The organism is Shewanella sp. SR43-4, assembly GCF_014163845.1.
GTDB lineage: Bacteria > Pseudomonadota > Gammaproteobacteria > Enterobacterales > Shewanellaceae > Shewanella > Shewanella vesiculosa.
Map to the genome: position 1 here is coordinate 174,970 of NZ_JACJEB010000010.1, position 18,311 is coordinate 193,280.

Below are 18,311 nucleotides of genomic sequence, written 5' to 3' on the forward strand. Positions count from 1 at the left end.
TGCCGTTACTCAATTTCCTGTCTTAGTAATATTTTTCCTTATTTTCCAATTAGTTTAAGCCAAGTAGTCATTTTTTATTAATGTCATTTTCGAATGTAAATTTTATTTAAATAGTAATGATTATCATTTACATTGTTTCGGTGCAGCGAGAATCCTCATCCTAGTTACCGTGATTGAGGACCATATTGCCGTTAAATAGCGTTAGTATTTTTTGAGTATAGGAATGTAAGTTATGCAACCTAAATTAGTTTTGATTACACATGTGGAAAATCGAGCTGTGGTGGAAGGTTTTGTACCAGCAGCACTCAATTTAGGCTACGAAATATGGTTACTGACCGATCATGGTTTAGCACATAAACAATATTTTGTCGGCCAAATACAGTCTCCAGATCATATTATCGAATGTGATGTATTCAACCCTCTTGCCATTATCGATTGCTTACATACTTTAGGTGTTTCACCCGATATCGTTTTTTCTAATAGTGATCACTTGCAAACATCAACTGCGATGGTGGCTGATTATTTTGCTTGCGCAGCGAAAAATTGGCATGTGTGTTACCAAGCTAAAAATAAAGCGGCGATGCGCGCTAAGTTATTGGCGCTTGGTTTACCCAGTACATGGGCTTTTAGTTGGTCTGTAGGGCATGACTTACCTAGTAATATGCCCTTTCCTTTAGTCGCGAAACCTCGTGAAGGTGTTGCGAGTATGGGAGTGGCTTTATGCCAAAATACTGAAGAATTAATGGCGTATGCGGCCAACATCGGTTGTTCAGAGAGTGTGATTTTACTTGAGTCTTATTTGCAAGGGCCACTATTTACATTAGAAACCCTAGGCGATGGCCAGACCTTGCATGCCATAGGTGGGTTTGATGTGTCTTTATCGCCCCCGCCTTATTTTATTGAAACTCAAGCTTATTGGAATGGGGCAATTTGCACGCAATATCGTCAACAAGCATTGGCTCAGATTAGCGCTTTTGGGATTAATTTTGGGGTGTGCCACAGTGAATTTATATTGACAGACAGCGGACCGGTTTTAGTTGAAATGAATTACCGTAGTATCGGCGATGGCCGCGAGTTTCTTCTTAATGATGTGCTTAATTTTAACTGGTTTGAAACGATTTTATTAGTCCACGCAGGTAAGGAGTTAGCTGAATTAGATACCGACACCAGTGATGCCTTAATCCGCTATTTTCCGGCTAACGAAGAGGGCAGTCTTAGTGCGTGTCCTATGCCATTAGCGGTGGATCATTTAACCCATCATGCACACTATTTGCCTATTAAGTCGATAGGCGATGAAATTCGACTCAGTCATTCCAATAAAGATTACCTTGGCGTGCTTACGGTTTGGGGGCGGGATTTTTTGAGTCTTCAGGCCACGGCTGATGTGTTATCGCAGGATTTAACCTGGGAGTTTAACTAATGACCACGGATAAACAGTATATCGGCCAACGTATTATCGATGCCTGCCTCAGAGAAAATGTCTGTGAACTGATGTCTAAAGGCGAGATTGTTGCGGCAATACCGCCAGCATTGAACCGACACTGGCCCGACGCTAAGCCTGCCGCTTGGCTTAAGATCAGTCATTTTTCGCAGCGAGTTATCTATGTGCCAGTGATTGCCAGTCAATATATGCAGACATGGCGAGCCGTCTCTGATACTTGGCTAAGCCACAAGCTGGCCAACAAAAATGATACCCCATTGTACCAACAAGGTTATCGAGCTTGGCTTACGGAATTGGCCGCAGATTTACCGCCAGAATCTAACGCCCTGTTCCTCGACTATATTGCAGAAGCGGACTGTGCGGTATCCCATAGGGCGCTTTGTAGACAAGCATTTAATGCTCGGAAAGAGGCATTAAGTGTCCCATTGAGCACCATGAAAGGTTGGCATAAAAGTATGCTGTTCAGCGATCAGGTCGCATCGTATTTAGACCATCCTTATTATCCAACCGCACGAGCCAAAGTCGGTTTTGACTCTCAAGCGATGACATTATTTGCACCAGAGTTTGCCGCCCAATTTGAGCTTTATTGGTTAGCGATTTCTAAAGAGTTAGTGACGTTAACCTCGTTAGTGCCAGAGTGTTGGCCAAGTATGACTGAGGTTGGACTCGATGAGTCGCTCACAGACACACATTGTTTATTTCCATTACATCCGTTAACGGCTCTCAGTTTGGATGTCTTGCCAGAGGGAGTGCTTCTAGCTCCTCAATCGGCGCTTACGGTGCAGGCCAGTTTATCCGTTCGAACATTAGCTGTGGTCAATACTCCAGGCGTGCATATTAAGGTGCCATTATTGATGGCGACCTTAGGGGCTAAGAATATTCGCTCCATAAAACCGAGTACTTTATATGACGGACATTGGTTTGAACGCACGCTGACAGCATTGGCGCAACGCGATGATGTATTAGGTGAGAGCATTGAGCATGTGGATGAACAACATGGTGGTCACTTAGGCGACCATAAACTGTTTGCTTATATCGTGCGTCGTTATCCACCAACCATGCAAGATAAGCAGTTAGTTCCAGTTGCTGCACTTGCCAGTGTCATGCCTGACGGACGCCTATATTTAGTGCATTTAGCGGATCGATATTACCAAGGCCATTGGGATGTTTGGTTTAGCCAATATTTACAGCTTATGCTCAAGGTGCATTTACGTTTGTGGTTAAAGTATGGCATCGCATTAGAGTCAAACCAGCAAAATGCTATTTTGGCCTATCATCAAGATTCACGCTTATCCTTAGTGATGAAAGACAATGACTCAGCCAGATTGCTGCTGAGTCGTTATCAAGCGAGTTTGTCAAAAGACGAAGCGCTTGAACATGATGCAGCACAACTTATCGATCGCAGGATCATAGTCAATGATGATCAAGCCTTAGCACAAATGTTTACCACGATTACCTTGCAGCTAGACATAGCCGCCATTATTGAAGCGATTGCCGAAGCGGGAATGGCACCAGCAGGGCAGCTTTATCGTCAATTGCGTGATTGCTTAATCGACCAATTAGCGTCGCTCCAGGCGCAGGGAATAGAGACTGACTATGCTCGGAATTATTTGCTAAATCAGCCCATGCTGCCAGTTAAATACCTGCTTTGCTCTGGCAGCTTGCTGAGTAAAGCGCAATCAGGCGCGACCGATGTCAATAAATTTTATGGCCAAAGTGCGCCAAACTTTTTACGTGCCTCGCGAGAGCAATCTCAGCTTGAACAGCACGATGAAGACGTTTTTGCATTGGGTGAGGCCGTAGTATGAGAGTGATTTCAGTTGTACTGTTTTGTCACTTTCTCACGGCATTTACTGCTCTGGGCATGCCACTTTTTCTCCCTCGGATGCTGGCGAGTTTAGGGGGAGATGAATCAGGTTATCTGGTGGGGCTAATGTTTATTGTGCCGACGATCTGCACCGCATTATCGGCACCTTGGTGGGGCAAGTTTGCCGATAGGTATGGCAAGAAGACTTCATTGTTGCGGGCTCAAATCGGTTTAGTGTTGGGGTTCTTGTTATCCGGTTTTGCTGATTCCGTATCTATGTTTGCTATCGGCTTAGTCGTACAAGGGATCAGTGGCGGTACGCTTGCAGCATCGAATGCTTATTTGAGTCGCTTTTATCAAGGTAAGGCTTTAGCTAATAACCTTAATCTGACTCAAAGTTCTGCACGATTAGCTTTAGTGAGTGCACCAATCATCTTAGGTCTATTTACTCATATTGATGATCCATTAATGATTTATCGTGTGCTGGCATTACTGCCTTTGCTGGCATTGTTTATTTGCATCGGCTTACCAAAAGATGACGTGGTCGTCAGTCAGGCTGTTGTGGCTAGATCAATCATTGCCCCACCGGCAAGCGCTCAGAGTCAGACCTTCTATAAGGTACTTTGGTTACAGTTTTTCTTCTGTTTTGCCATGGTTGTGACCTTTCCCTACTTTCTGCCATACAGTGAACAGCTGGGCATTGAGGGTGATGCATTAAGTGGTTTTTACTATAGCCTGCCACACCTTATCTATTTGTTATTGGCCTTTAATATTAAATCCATAACCTTGTCTGCTAAGTCGCAAACTCAACTTGGACTCGTCCTGTTTGCGGGGGCGTGTTTAGGGCAATTTTTATTGCATAACAGCACTGGCTTATGGGCTCTGCGGGTTTTGTTTGGATTAGGTATGGTGCTTATTTTCAATGGTCTGCATCTCATTGTCAGCCGCAGTATTGAGCAAGGTAGCGCCGGACTTTCCTTTGGTCGTTTCGATGCTTGGGGCAAATGGGCCGGTGTGATTGCAGGAATTGGTGCGAGCAGCGTGACTCAAGTAGCCGGGTTGCAGTTTCCTTTTTTACTCGCAGCATTGAGCTGTGGTTGTGCACTAGTAGGGCTTAAGTTTTTTTACAAGGAGGTAGAGCAACATGTTTATGCAATCCAAGAGTGATATTAAGCCAGTGCAGGCTAAATATAGCCTGCAGATTTACCGCGAACAGGCCGAATTTAATGCAATAAGCTGTTTGCTTAATTGCTACTTACGCGAGTTTGCCATTGTACGTCAAGAGGTTGATTTTGATGATACTCATCCAGATTGCCCACTTTCCTTGTCGCAGTGTTTAACGCGCGACCAGCAAAAAGTTCGTCTCAAGCTTCCTGAGTCGAACGCCACATTGCTGTTCGTTGCCGACAGAGTGAGCTTGCTTGGTCGAATTCGTTTTACCCCTCAGCTCTATTTAAAAAAGTTAGGCTGTGTTTGGCAACTCAGTAGTGCTGAACAGATAACACAACTGCTGTTAGCGCACCTGGCCAAGATCACCTGTACTGAGTTTAATCATGAGTTATTAGCCCAAATAGGCAACAGTATTGCGGTAACCCAAGCATTTTTGCAGCGGTTATCGCAACAGGCTCCCACTGAAAATCAGCTGTTAAGCTATGCTGGCGCGGGGCTTATTGCCTCTGAGCAAAGCTTGCTTTGGGGGCATGCTATGCATCCGACCCCAAAAAGTCGTCATGGTGTGGCGTTCGATGACATGTTGGCTTGTTCGCCAGAGATTAAGGCTAATTTTTGCTTATATTGGTTTAAAGTTGATCCCAGTTTGGTTAAGCAGTTGTACTGCACCGAAGTAAAACCGATGGACTGGATTAACAAAATAAAGCCACAAAAAGCTTGCTTATACCCTTGTCACCCCTGGGAAGTTAACACCATCTTTGAGCAGCCGTTAGTGCGCAAAGCCATCGCCGCAGGCTTAATTGAACCCTTAGGGCAAATCGGCACAGAGGTGTATCCAACCTCATCGGTAAGAACCACTTATTTACCCGACATCAATCAGTTTATGAAGTTTTCTATTCATGTCCGCTTAACCAATTGCGTGCGTAAAAATGCTTGGTATGAACTTGAAAGTGCAGTGATCTTAAGCAAAATCTTGATGACAGTGGCCGCAGAGGCCCGTATGCATTGCCCGCATTTTACTTTGATGGCAGAGCCGGGTGCCAGCACATTAGATTTAAGCGGATTGGCGAATGAAGACAAGGATATGCACAGCAATCGGGCCCAAAGTCTTATGGTGTCGGAGTGTTTCGGTATTCTTTACCGTGAGGGTATAGAAAATCACTTGCTTGAACGATATAAGCCATTGATGGCTGGTGCATTATTTGCTTGGGATCATCAAGGAAAGAGTGTGTGCGAAATGCGCCTTATGGCACTATCTAAGCACAGACATCAAACTTATCAGCAAACCGTTATTCAATGGTTTAGCGCCTATGTTGACGTGTTACTCCCCGGGATATTTTACTTTTTCTTTAAGCGAGGCGTGGCATTTGAACCTCATTTACAAAACACAGTCGTAGGGTTTGAAGAGGGAATACCAGCCTATATTTGGCTGCGAGATCTTGAAGGAACCAAACTCGTGCCTGAGTTTTGGCCGAGCGAGTCGCTTGAAGGATTATCACAAGAAGCCAAGGCTTCTGTTTACTACAGCCGAGACCAGGGCTGGAACCGAATAGCTTATTGCAGCTTGATTAATAATGTCAGCGAAGCAATATTTCATTTAGCTGCTGGCAGCCAGCAATTAGAAGCTAAATTGTGGCAGGTCGTCGCCAATGTGATACGTCAGTGGCAGCACATCGAAGGTGAGCAACCTGAGCTTGCAGGTTTATTACATGGTGATCCGATTCCCTCAAAAAATAACTTGAGTACCCGTCTATTTATGCAGGCCGATCGGTTATCGGGTTATACCCGCTTGCCTAATCCAATGGTTCATCGTCGAGATGGTCACGCAGAGGCAACGACATCCGAGCCAGTCGACATTGCAGCATCAGAGATAGCCACATCCCAACTACTGCCTGGAGTTTATTGTGGATAAAATCATTAATGCGATTTCGACTTTAACGTCACAACAAGATCCGCACGCTCCTTTGTGTGCTTATATTTACGATCTCGAACAACTTAAGTCCCATGCCAATGCGATGGTAAAAGCGTTACCGAGTAATTGTGAGCTTTACTATGCCGCTAAAGCTAACCCTGAAGCCGAAGTATTGGCTGCATTAGCACCGATAGTGCATGGTTTTGAAGCGGCTTCAGGTGGCGAGCTTAATTGGTTGCATCAATGTCAGCCGCAGATGCCGTTGATTTTCGGTGGCCCAGGTAAATTAATATCAGAGCTCTCTCAGGCAATCGATCTAAAGGTTGATGCTATTCATGTTGAGAGTCTGACCGAGCTGCGACGTATCATTGCCCTTTGTCTGCAAAAACAATGTCACTGTCGCATCTTATTACGGATGAATATTGCATTAGAGGGCATCGCCGAAACTCGTCTCACGATGGGCGGCAAACCCACGCCATTTGGTATCGATGTGAGTGAACTCGATGCCGCCATGGATCTTTTACGTGACCAGCCCAAATTATCCGGCATACCTTTAGTCGAGCTGGTGGGCTTTCATTTTCATTTAATGTCACATCAGTTGGATGTTGAGCGTCATCTGGCTTTGATGGCATTGTATTTTTCAACCTTTAAAACATGGTGCCATCAATATGGTTTGCGTTTACCGTTACTGAATGTCGGTGGTGGTATAGGCATTAATTATGCCGATCCTCAGCAAGTATTCGACTGGTCGTCTTTTTGTGTTGGACTGGCTCATTTGATTGCCGAGTTGAACATGGAAGAGGTGAAGATTAGGTTTGAGTGTGGCCGATTTGTCAGCGCCGCAATGGGATACTATGTTATGCAAGTATTAGACATTAAACACAATCATGGTCAATGGTTTGCCATTGGTCATGGTGGTACTCATCACTTTAGAACTCCAGCAGCCCAAGATCATAACCATCCTTTTTTTGTACTGAACCAAGATGGATTGTCGGCGCATAAGAGACAGCGTGTTGACACTGAATTGGCTTTGGATGCATCGATAACGCCGGTGCTGAGCAATCAGCTGGTGACGCTTGTTGGGCAACTATGTACTCCTAAAGATGTGCTGGCGAAACAGCAGTATGTTAAATCATTAGCCGTGGGTGATTACCTCGTATTTACTCATGCTGGTGCGTATGCATGGAATATCTCACATCAACACTTTTTGATGCATGCCGCGCCTAGGCGGTTATTTATGTAAACTAGATACCCGTTCAGGCTATGTTATTTTCGGTTACGGTAACTAGCCTAAACGGGTCAATGGCACAGCGATTAGTTAATCGATTGGATAGTAGATTAAGGCTTGATTAACTCAGGATGATTAACAAACACGGTTAAGCGTTTTTGTTCATTCGGGGTAAATTGCTGTTGTTGATATTGTGCTAAAGCCTGTTGCTGTTCAGTGTCTGGCAAATGGGCTATTTGTTGTTGATAATTCTGGTACAAGGTCACTTTATTTTGCCAATCTAGATTGTTTTTTTGAGTTGCTTGTACTCGTTCAAGCACTTCTTGGCTCATGTCTGCGTTTATCCCTGTAATTAGGTCGCTGTGTGGTGATGTGCCCTCTAAATAAGCGCTGATATCATTGGCCATCAGTGTTGGCGTAATGGCTCGGCGTTCTTCTTCATCCAGTTGGCTGATTTGATGCGCGAGTAACTCCGCTTTTTGTTCTCTGGTCAAACTGCTATCTTGTCGAATTTTCAGCCGCTCAAATGCTTGTTGATCATATTTGTTGTCCCGGGCAAAAAATGCATCTATTTCGAGTGCCGAAAAATAGCTTTGCTGCAATAGATGGGCCTGCTCGATAAAATCAAATGTCATGGTTAAATCAATATCGCCGTCTATTGCAGGACTGGCATCTTTTAAAGAAGCTATCGCGATTTTATAGTCACGGTAACGCTGAAACAATGCTGCAAGTTTAGCGTGCGCAGCGGCACTAAGGCCAAGTTTACTGGCTAATGTAGACAGTAGGTTTTCCAGTGAGGTTGCTTTATCTTGATGCTGCAAAATAATGTCGTCAAAATCCCAGCGTAGTGCTTGAGATAACCGCAGTGGCTGACCTAATGTGTCTTTGCCAATAGGCGCAGTAATCACTGTAGTTTCTGGTGTGAATAATGTTGAGTTAGACTCAAAGGTAGGTAATTTATCAGAGGCCAATAGCTCTCCTTGGTGTTTATGCATCAATGATGCGGTCAATAGCACGATAAAAAGGGCGAGCAAAACTATGCCCACCCATAATCGCGGATTTTGAGCGAGTGAAAATCCACTTTTCATCTTGTTTATAAACCTAATTGCTGTAAACGATTAAGATGCTGGCGATATAAGGTTTCTGGATTAGTTTCAAACCAACTAACTAGCCCCAGCGTTTGGTTTACTTCATCTAAGTGGTTCATTTTATAATTGTCTTTAATCACTTTACCTAGATGAGAACTACAGCCAGAAACAAGGCCGTCGTTAGGTTCACCAAAAACTAAGCTGGTTAAGCTCAGTGGGTAATCCGATGGATCAACAACATGCGTTAATGGGCTGGTACCTGACCAAGAAAAATAATACACACCATTGTTTGCTCGTTGTTGGCCCTGACCACAATATTGGCTCGGAATACCTTCAGGATAAGCTTGGTTAAATGCAATAGAGCCCCGGGTGGTGAGTGATGTCATCGCTGCGATGCTATCAGTCGGTAGGCCGTTATTGCCTGATATGCCAGAAATAATACCGGCTAACAAATTAATACCTTGTTGCGCCAGATATTCTGTATTGGAGTTTGCGGGAATGATCCCACGTGCTAAGTCGGCCACACGGCTACCCCAGTTAACACCCCCAATTGACGTTACCGAAGCCACCATTTCTGGACTGACACTGGCGACATAGCGAATTGTTGGACCGCCATGGCTATGGCCAATCAAGTTAACTTTTTTTGCCCCTGTTTGTGCTAGTACGGCTTGAACAAAAGTACGTAACTGCTCCCCTCTGACTTCGCTTGAGTTGGCGGGTGACACGCTAGCAACAAAAACTTGAGCGCCTTGCTGACGTAAGGTTTGCGGTATTCTGTAAAAATAATCTACCCCCCAAATATCATCAAAACCAAATAAACCGTGAACGAGCACCACAGGGTATTTTGTTCCTTGGGCATAGGCTTGCTGTGGCGCAAGTGACAATAGCGTAATACCGGCTAAAAATAATGCGCTAAGTGTTGCGGATTTAACCTGAGATACCTTTATTAATATTTTTAACACACTGGTTTTCATCATTTATCCTCCCCAAAGGTGCAATGATGTATTGCATAAAATGTTTAAGTCTTGTTGGATCCCGATTCTATGTAATGCTTGATCGAGTAAATTAGTATTAACGTATGTTTAACAACTAAACAAGGGTTAACATTTGTACAGCCGGGCAAGGGAGCCCAGGTTTTTTGCTGTTTAAAACAAGGCTATGGGTTGGTTCCTATGTGTCATCTTCATTATTGATGTTTTTAATACGACAGTATGCTGGGGTTACTTTTTTTGATAATTCGAAATAAAAATCTAATGAGTATGCAGGCATTTTTGAGGCGGCAATATTCGATGGGATTAACAAAACCCAGTCTTATGTTGTGAAGCAATAAGGGCTATTTTTGCGACACCTCGCACTTTATCGCTGATAAATGAATGAATTGGCTAAGCTACGGCTCTGTTGTATCGGGCCTCATAATAAAAACGCAGCCTATATGGCTGCGCTTAATCATTTACCTATGATGGCTAATACCTACTGGCACGATGCGCCATATAGCTCACTTGCCCAGCCGCTATTATCAATAAAAGGATTACGATTTTTCTGCCATTCGAAGATACGGTTATTTCGGCGGCGTTCCCAGTCACTGACGGGATCTTGCAGGTGCCAATTTAACAAGGTACACAGATCGCCCAATAACGCAGCGCCAGTATTGGTTGTGCCATTTGCGATGCTTAAATCTGGCGTGCCGCTGTTATCATTGCCTTCATAACGTACATCCATATAAAAGATCATTCGCGCCACATCGCCTTTCACTTCATCCATTGGCTCAAAGCTATCAGCATCGGTATGGTTGCCTGGTGCTTCTGATATTTCGCTGCCACCCACATCAAAATCTTTGTTACCACGGCTGCTGTTAACAGAGACATCGGCTGGTCGAAGATGATGTAAATCTGTATAGGCATACTGACTGCTGTCAGGAAACCCATGACTTTTAGCCCAAACGTGTTCACGATTCCATGCATCTTGTGAGTTACTCATACCCGCACGATTGGTTTTGGGTTCTGAACGGCCGGTATACAATAAAATGACATTGTTACTATTGGCAGGGTCTTCGTCGGCATAACCCAATCCATCCCATACTTGGCTATAACTAAAGCGCGTATGGCCTTTAATTATCTGATTCAGACTCGCTTTAAGTGCTGCACCAGATTGGCCAATGGCAGCTGCATAGTAGGTGTTGAACGCATAACTGCCGTTATCTCCAGCGGATCCGTCTCCCTCACCAGTGCCTGTGCCACCACCCGTATCCGTGTTAACGGTATAATTAAGTACAAGGCTGACACCACTGAAGGCAGCATAAGATTGAAGGTTAATGTAGTAACGTCCTGCAACAGGGTTACTAATAGGGCACTGCTCATTATTACCTGACATATAAGGCGCGCAATCATATTCACTTGATGTCGGTTCGCTACCTTGGCGCACATAAAGATCGGCATCTCCACTGCCGCCGCTCATGGTCACCGTCACTTGAGTGGCATTAGCAGGAAGGTCGGCAATGTATTTTAGTGTTTGGCCTGTACTGGCAGTTAAATTAGTTTTAGCTTGACCATTACCGAGTTGATTATCGCTAACGCCGCCAGTACCACCACAATTAGTGGTCAGTGAACCTGTGCTTGGTGTCCCTGGGGTATTACTTGCGTTCCAATCGGCCGCTGATTTAGTGTTGAGTACCGTGGTGCGATATAACGACACATCTTGAACATTTAAAGACCACCCAGAAATGCCGCCTTCCCAAGCCACGACATCTATTTCTTGGGCACCTTTATTTAAGCGCACAAAATCGCCAGAGTTACCTAATGCTAAGGGCATCCCAGACAAATCGGGTAACAGATTAAATAAGTTATTAAAACCGGCAGAGTTTGCTGCTACGGTGAAGTACTCTCCAGAGGCTAAACTGCCTTGCAAGTTATAGCTGCTGCCGTTATCGCTAATTTGATATTGGCTCAGGTCGATAACATCACATCCAGCATTAAACAGCTCAACATACTCTTCAGTGCTGTCATTATTCGGTGTGTCATACAGAACTTCACTAATGAGCAAGTTAGCATTTACATTGAATGCTAATCCTGTCAAAAGTGCAGCGATAGATAGTTTTGATATTGTCATTACTCATGTGCTCTTATGTTTATAGTTTTATTCAGCGCTTAAATGAACTGACCCCCAAAGACTTAATTCACCTTGATGAATTAAATCACACTTATAAAGTATGATAATAAACTGTTGTTACAGTTTAAATTCTTTTAAATACAATATTGTAACAATTAGGGTGGGTCAATGAACGGATCCCATTGTATGGACAACAGTCTTACTTGAGCTTAATGGCTGCAATGTGCAATTGTGGATTACACGGGCGCTGGACTTGATAACTATGGGGAGATGCAAGCGTATTCGGATGGATCATTGAGTGCAGGTTTACAGTTATCTATTGCAGTAATATCACTTGTTTTGTCGCATTTCTTGTAGCGAAGCGTCCAAAACAGCTTGAGGATTAAACTTAGATAGACCGTTATTAATAATCTCTAACCACTTTTTCCCTTGCTGATTATTCTCGAATGCAACATGCAAGCTCTTAGATTCTAATATTTTTTCATTAATTTGCAGCAGATCCGCAATTTCTGCAATTTGAGGGTCTGACTTTAGAAAATCGTACACATTAACGTCAATTATAATCGCGTTAATACGACCCGCAGCGAGTTTCAAGATGTTTTGTTTATCATTTCTTGCGGTTTCAATTTTTTGACTGCCATCTAATATCATCGCATCAATTTCAACCGTATTGAGATAGCCAGTGATGACACCTAAGGTGTAATTATTTAAGTCACTCACGTTATGCCAAGCTATGGGATCTGTTTTTCGTTCAAGTAATCCTAACGAACTATGTCCTAAAGAGTCAGACAGCAAAAATTCATCTGTGGCCGTATCATATTCAGGAAAGTATCCCGCGGCATAGCCCATCTTCACCATTCTTATAGCCCGATTCCAAGGTAAAACCGTGATCCTAAGTTTATGACCTTCATTGTTTAATGCATGTTCTACTATCTGGCTCGTAATGCCTTTATTGATTAAACGAGATCCCGTGAATGGCGGCCATTCAAGAGTTGAGAGTTCAAGGGTATCTGATATAGCGTTATACGACATGACTAACGTGAGTAATGTACTTAAGCATAATATGTTTCGCCTAGCTTTTAACACAGAGATCATGTTTTCCCTTTTATTTCTTATTTTTATTAATCAATACTTTAGAGTATTTTTTTTGGAGTATGCAACACAGTTAACACAAGCATTAGAGTAAAGTATAGACGTGGATATTGACTGGAGTATGAAATATGGCGCAATTAACTATCACAATAATGCATATTTACATTTTATTGGCTAGCCTATATTTCTTTTGGGTATATCATTAGATTTAAATGTTATTGACTTGGTGTGACTTTTTATACTAAAGCAAGTGCAAAATTAAGCCGTTCTGATATCTTTCGCGCCACAGAAGTAGGTGATTGTATGGCAGATATTGTGCAGCAATTACCGCTTTGAAAAATGTACTTTAACGCTTTTTATTTTGGGTTGCCTATCTATGGTTAGCTTACTGAGTTGTCGCACTTCGGTCTCTTCTCACACTGTAATAAAAGGGCTGACGCGTTTGTCGTTAGCCATTGCCGCAGGGCTTTGTTTTACCCTTGCTGCACAAGAATCAAACTCGTCTACTACTGTCCCTTCATCGCCTAGCGTGACCATACCGCTTCAGACTTACACAGATGAAACGGTGACCGTTAAACCACAAAATACCTTAGATACACAAACTAAAGTGCGTTTTGCGAAAACGGCTAATTTTGATGCCGATTCTGTGGTTAAAATCGCCCGCCGATTATCCCAAACTGCCTATGTGGATCTTAACGATCCACTGCCAGCTGGTTTAGCTAAAATTTCTTACGATGAATATCGAGATATTCGTTTTAAGCCAGAAGCGTCTATTTGGAAAGCCGAAGGCTTACCCTATCAAATGCAATTATTTCATCGGGGCTTTTATTTCCAAGATTTGATTGAAATTGCCTTAGTTGAAGGCAATCAAGCCACTCATTTAGCCTATAACTCAGAATTTTTTAGTGCAGGCGACGTGCTTAGCCAAAAATTACCCACCCAAGATATTGGCTATTCAGGTTTACGTATCCATTATCCGCTGAATAACCCGGCATATTTCGACGAGCTTATGGTATTTCAAGGCGCGAGTTATTTCCGTGCATTGGGTAAAGGCAGCGATTACGGCTTGTCTTCAAGAGGCTTAGCGTTAAATACAGCCGAGCCAGAAGGTGAAGAGTTTCCGATATTTCGCGCTTTTTGGGTTGAACGCCCAAACACCGACAGTAACTTAATCGTGGTGCATGCCTTGCTGGACAGTCCTAGCGTGGCAGGGGCATATCGCTTTTCAGTTAGACCGGGCGATAACACCCATATCGATGTGGAAGCGACTTTATTTCCACGAGTGGATTTAGTTAAAGTCGGCTTAGCGCCTAGTACCAGTATGTTTTTACATTCTATGAATGGTCGTCAAAACACCGATGATTTCAGACCTGAAGTGCATGATTCTGATGCGCTATTAATCTTAAATGGTCGCGGTGAGCGTTTATGGCGTCCGCTAGCCAATCCAAAGCAATTGCAGGTGAGTGCTTTTATGGACAACTCGCCGCAAGGGTTTGGTTTAATTCAGCGTGAACGTAGTTTTGATGCCTACCAAGATCTCGAAGCCCATTATGAGCGTCGCCCAAGTTTATGGGTTGAGCCGGTCGGTAATTGGGGCGCGGGTGAGGTGGTGTTAACCGAAATTCCAACCGACTCTGAAATTCATGACAACATCGTCAGCTACTGGAAGCCTAAACAACCTATCGCAGCCGGTAGTGAGTTTCATTTTACCTATCGGTTAATTTGGGGTAACGAGCCTGAAGTTGACGACGGCACCGTGATTGTGGCGCGTACCGCCAGTGGCCGCGCTGAAATCGCTAAAGCCACACCGAGACGTTTGTTCGTTATCGACTATCAAGTAAAAGAAGGTAATAACGATGAAATCCCAGTGGCACAAGTGCAGAGTTCTGCAGGCGTAGTCACCAATGTGGTGGTATCTCGTCAGCCTAAAACCAACGGTTACCGTTTAGCCTTTGAAATGGACCCACAAGATGCTGAATTGATTGAGCTTCGTGCTGAGCTGAAGTTTACTGGCCCACGTGATGTCGAAACTTGGCTTTATCGTTGGACTCTTTAAATATGAACATGATGCAAGCAGAGGCTGATATTAGCACTGTCGACCCTATATTGGTCGGTGGTGCAGCCATGCCGCTAGAGCGACCAAGCCCAATGGAAGCGCAAAGTTTACGTGCGTTGTCCGACGGTATGCCACGTAAAAGTATTATTGCCAACGGCGTAAAGTCAGCCACTTTACGTCGCCTGTTAGTGGTTGGCAGTGCCTTTATCATGTCGATAATGGCTATTTACGAGATGGTGTCGGTATTTAATGTCGGCGGAGTAACGCCGCTGGAATACATTGTTTTGGTCTTGTTTGCGGTTAACTTTTGTTGGATTGCTTTGGCATTTAGCGGCGGCATAGCTGGCTTTATTATACTACTCAAAAAACCGTCTACAGAAACTGCAGAAAGTATAAAACTGCATACCCGCACCGCAATATTAATGCCGACTTATAACGAGTCACCCGATCGCGTTTTTGCCGCGGTTGAAGTGATGGCCATGGCCTTGGTTGCGTCGGGCGAAAGCCATGCATTTGATTGGTTTATATTAAGCGACACTACTGACCCTGATATTGCGTTGGCAGAAGAACAGGCATTTTTAATCTTGCGCCAGCAAGTGAGCAAAGATGCGCGGGTGTATTACCGCCGTCGGCGTAAAAATGATGCCCGTAAAGCCGGTAATGTGGCCGATTTTTGCAAACGCTGGGGCGCCAGATACGACCATCTTTTGGTGTTAGATGCTGACAGCTTAATGGAAACCCACACTATCGTCAGTTTGGCGAGACGTATGCAGGCAGACCCTGATGCTGGGCTTATCCAAACCATTCCGTATTTAATCAATGGCAATACCCTAATGGCGCGATTACAGCAATTTGCTGCGCGTATTTATGGCCCGGTTATTGGTACGGGTTTATCTTGGTGGACCCATAAAGAAGGCAACTTTTGGGGCCACAATGCCATCATTCGTACTCAGGCTTTTATGAGCGCCGCTGGGTTGCCCAATCTTGCAGGAAGACCGCCATTTGGTGGTCATATCATGAGCCACGACTTTGTTGAAGCGGCTTTGATTCGACGGGCTGGTTGGAGCGTGGTCATTGCCGCAGATCTTCCTGGCTCTTATGAAGAATGCCCACCGTCTATTGTCGATTTAGCCGTGCGCGACCGCCGTTGGTGCCAAGGTAATTTACAGCACTCGCGGGTGTTGTTTAGTAAAGGGTTACATTGGGTGAGCCGTTTACATTTACTCACAGGGATCATGGCGTATTTGTCATCGCCTTTTTGGTTAATGTTGATTTTGTCAGGCTTAATGTTGGCATTACAAGCGCACTTTATTCGCCCCGAGTACTTTACGGATCAATTCTCCTTATTTCCCACTTGGCCTGTGATGGACTCAGACCGTGCACTGCGGTTGTTTTATATCACCATGGGTATATTGTTCGGTCCTAAAATTCTTGGGATCATATTGTTACTGAAAAATAGCTCCATGAGTAAGCAGCTCGGTGGTAGAGGTAAAGCCATGATTAGCGTCGTGGTTGAAGTGATATTGTCGGCACTGATTGCGCCGATAATGATGCTGATCCACTGCGGTGCGGTAATGTCTATTTTAGCCGGACGCGACAGCGGTTGGGCACCACAACGACGTGATGATGGCAGTTTACCTTGGCTAACACTGATTTACCGCCATCGTTGGCACATGTTAATTGGAGCGCTATTAGGTTATGCCGCTGTGCTTGATTCGCTGACCTTGTTAGCTTGGATGAGCCCTGCGTTAATTGGTTTGTGGCTGGCGGTTCCGCTTTCGGCCATGACAGGCTCTGAAGGTTTTGGTTTATGGGTAAAGCGTTTAGCCATACTGGCAACACCTGAAGAAGTGTGTGCGCCCAAGCTAAGCCTAGATTCACAACTACGCCGTAGCGAATACGTTAGCGCTATTGCGCAGCCGTGGACCTTATCAAAACTGCTGCAAGACCCAGAGTTAATGGATCTTCATTTAGCCATTATCGATAAAAGGCCTCATCGTTTACCTGGTTCTGCGGTTGAGTCCCTGGAAGCGATTACCCGAGTTAAGGTGCAAGAAGCACAATGCCATCACAACATTGCCAGTCTGTTTACCCGTCAAGAATTGGCGTATTTACTGGGCAATCCTTTATTGCTTAAACAGTTACAAAAGTTACCAGAGCAGTATGTCACCGAAGGAATCGTGTCTTTCTGTTAGGTGAGAGTGTGATTTACGGTTGATGTGAAAAAGCCCTTCCGGTTTATATCGACAGGGCTTTTGTGTATAAAGTGTTTTGATCGTAATTAGTCTTGCGGTGCTTGGCAGCCAAGGTATTGATTGAGTGTTGCACTAAACAAGGTCGCTGCTATGTTTGCAAACAAGTCTGTCGGTTGAGGCGTGCCGTCTTGAGGTAAATGCTGCAACATGTACTGTGGCGCATAGTCTGGTGCATCCATCGACTTTACCCATTCACAAGTTTGTTGTTTTTGTTCTGAGGCAAGATACTCTGCCAGTTTTTGTTCAAAGTTTTGTTGCTCAAGTGCAGATAACGTCCAAATAGAATCTTTTTTGATTAACTCTACAATTGCATGCGATGGCTTGTTAGGAATTCGCAAAGAGTCAAAATAGGCATAAGCACCTGCTAAAAAGTAACCGTTAATTGCTGAGTTGTAATCTTGAGATTTTATGCATGCTGCAACCGAATGAAATAGCACTACAGGAGTCGTTTGATTCGTGAGTTGCTCTTGAGTTAAGCAGCTAATGTTACTTGTGGGTTTAGCATAATCAGGGATCACGACTGCAACCTCTGGTTCAGCGGATGAAGGTGTGCATGCTGGAATCAGTCTTTCATCTAATACTCTAATTTCCCAGTCATCTTTATTGCCCGGTCCATGTTGGGCGGATACAACGTAACGCATGCACTCTTTAGCTAATAGAGGATAAACTAAGGTTGAAGTGGCTTTTTTGCTGCGCAGCGGTCCTGTGGTGCTTAGGTGTACTGTGTGATATCCAGGTTTAATATTTTTTGTCAGCTTACCGGTTTGAAAAGCACCATCAATGGCGACAATCTCCACGTTATAATTGTCAGCATCCGACACCTTACTTTGACTGCCATCAACCATGGCGTAAGGTGTTGACTGGCATCCTGCGAGAAAAAAACAACTGATAATTAACGGTAATTTCATTATATTTTTGCTTTTATATTAATAAAAAAATACACACACCAAAAAGATATCAGCATGTAGCTTATTGATTTTGTTGAGTACTTGCGGAAGGTCATAGCGCAATTGGCGTTATTAAGCTGAACAGCGAAGCTTTAAAATATGGCTTTAATTAGCGAAGCACTTTCCGTAGCACTAATCAGGCTACTAATGTAAATTTTTTGTTTCATTTTAGTCAAGGTAATTGTTGGGTTAGACAAGGTGCGTCGTTAA

At 44.0% G+C, this 18,311-nt stretch carries 12 protein-coding genes; 7 read left to right on the forward strand and 5 right to left on the reverse strand.

Going from position 1 to position 18,311, the window contains the following annotated elements:
• Positions 1-232 precede the first annotated feature (232 nt).
• The 5 genes from H5123_RS13330 to H5123_RS13350 are packed head-to-tail and all read left to right on the forward strand — an operon-like array spanning position 233 to position 7,573.
• Positions 233-1,420, forward strand: coding sequence for an acetyl-CoA carboxylase biotin carboxylase subunit family protein (locus tag H5123_RS13330; protein ID WP_182698279.1), 1,188 nt, complete (start codon positions 233-235; stop codon positions 1,418-1,420).
• On the forward strand, positions 1,420-3,249 hold the full coding sequence (locus H5123_RS13335; protein WP_182698280.1) for an IucA/IucC family protein: 1,830 nt from the start codon (positions 1,420-1,422) through the stop codon (positions 3,247-3,249). The genes H5123_RS13330 and H5123_RS13335 overlap by 1 nt, the downstream gene beginning before the upstream one ends.
• Positions 3,246-4,415 (forward strand): MFS transporter, encoded by a 1,170-nt coding sequence (locus tag H5123_RS13340; RefSeq protein ID WP_182698281.1) that lies wholly within the window; start codon positions 3,246-3,248, stop codon positions 4,413-4,415. Before H5123_RS13335 ends, H5123_RS13340 begins: the two co-directional genes overlap by 4 nt.
• Positions 4,393-6,330, forward strand: a complete 1,938-nt coding sequence (locus H5123_RS13345; protein WP_182698282.1) for an IucA/IucC family siderophore biosynthesis protein — start codon at positions 4,393-4,395, stop codon at positions 6,328-6,330. Before H5123_RS13340 ends, H5123_RS13345 begins: the two co-directional genes overlap by 23 nt.
• Positions 6,323-7,573: a type III PLP-dependent enzyme gene (locus H5123_RS13350; protein WP_207891321.1), complete on the forward strand. Its 1,251-nt coding sequence runs from the start codon at positions 6,323-6,325 to the stop codon at positions 7,571-7,573. Before H5123_RS13345 ends, H5123_RS13350 begins: the two co-directional genes overlap by 8 nt.
• 95 nt (positions 7,574-7,668) lie before the next feature.
• Here the strand turns inward: H5123_RS13350 and H5123_RS13355 are convergent, their stop codons facing one another.
• From H5123_RS13355 to H5123_RS13370, 4 genes are all read right to left on the reverse strand, one after another.
• Positions 7,669-8,646, reverse strand: a complete 978-nt coding sequence (locus H5123_RS13355; RefSeq protein ID WP_220487639.1) for a lipase chaperone family protein — start codon at positions 8,644-8,646, stop codon at positions 7,669-7,671.
• A 5-nt stretch (positions 8,647-8,651) separates the two neighbouring features.
• On the reverse strand, positions 8,652-9,623 hold the full coding sequence (locus H5123_RS13360; RefSeq protein ID WP_182698284.1) for a triacylglycerol lipase: 972 nt from the start codon (positions 9,621-9,623) through the stop codon (positions 8,652-8,654).
• 493 nt (positions 9,624-10,116) lie between these two features.
• On the reverse strand, positions 10,117-11,751 hold the full coding sequence (locus H5123_RS13365; protein WP_182698285.1) for an endonuclease: 1,635 nt from the start codon (positions 11,749-11,751) through the stop codon (positions 10,117-10,119).
• Positions 11,752-12,081: 330 nt separating this feature from the next.
• Positions 12,082-12,846, reverse strand: a complete 765-nt coding sequence (locus H5123_RS13370) for an ABC transporter substrate-binding protein (RefSeq protein WP_182698286.1) — start codon at positions 12,844-12,846, stop codon at positions 12,082-12,084.
• Positions 12,847-13,219: 373 nt separating this feature from the next.
• On the opposite strand from H5123_RS13370, the gene H5123_RS13375 reads away from it, so the two are divergent.
• On the forward strand, positions 13,220-14,899 hold the full coding sequence (locus H5123_RS13375; protein ID WP_182698287.1) for a glucan biosynthesis protein G: 1,680 nt from the start codon (positions 13,220-13,222) through the stop codon (positions 14,897-14,899).
• Positions 14,900-14,910: 11 nt separating this feature from the next.
• Positions 14,911-17,094 (forward strand): glucans biosynthesis glucosyltransferase MdoH, encoded by a 2,184-nt coding sequence (gene mdoH, locus H5123_RS13380; protein WP_404948314.1) that lies wholly within the window; start codon positions 14,911-14,913, stop codon positions 17,092-17,094.
• An 86-nt stretch (positions 17,095-17,180) separates the two neighbouring features.
• On the opposite strand, the gene H5123_RS13385 is transcribed toward mdoH, so the two are convergent.
• Entirely contained in the window at positions 17,181-18,062 is an 882-nt protein-coding gene (locus H5123_RS13385) for a hypothetical protein (RefSeq protein ID WP_182698288.1), read from the reverse strand.
• Positions 18,063-18,311 lie beyond the last annotated feature (249 nt).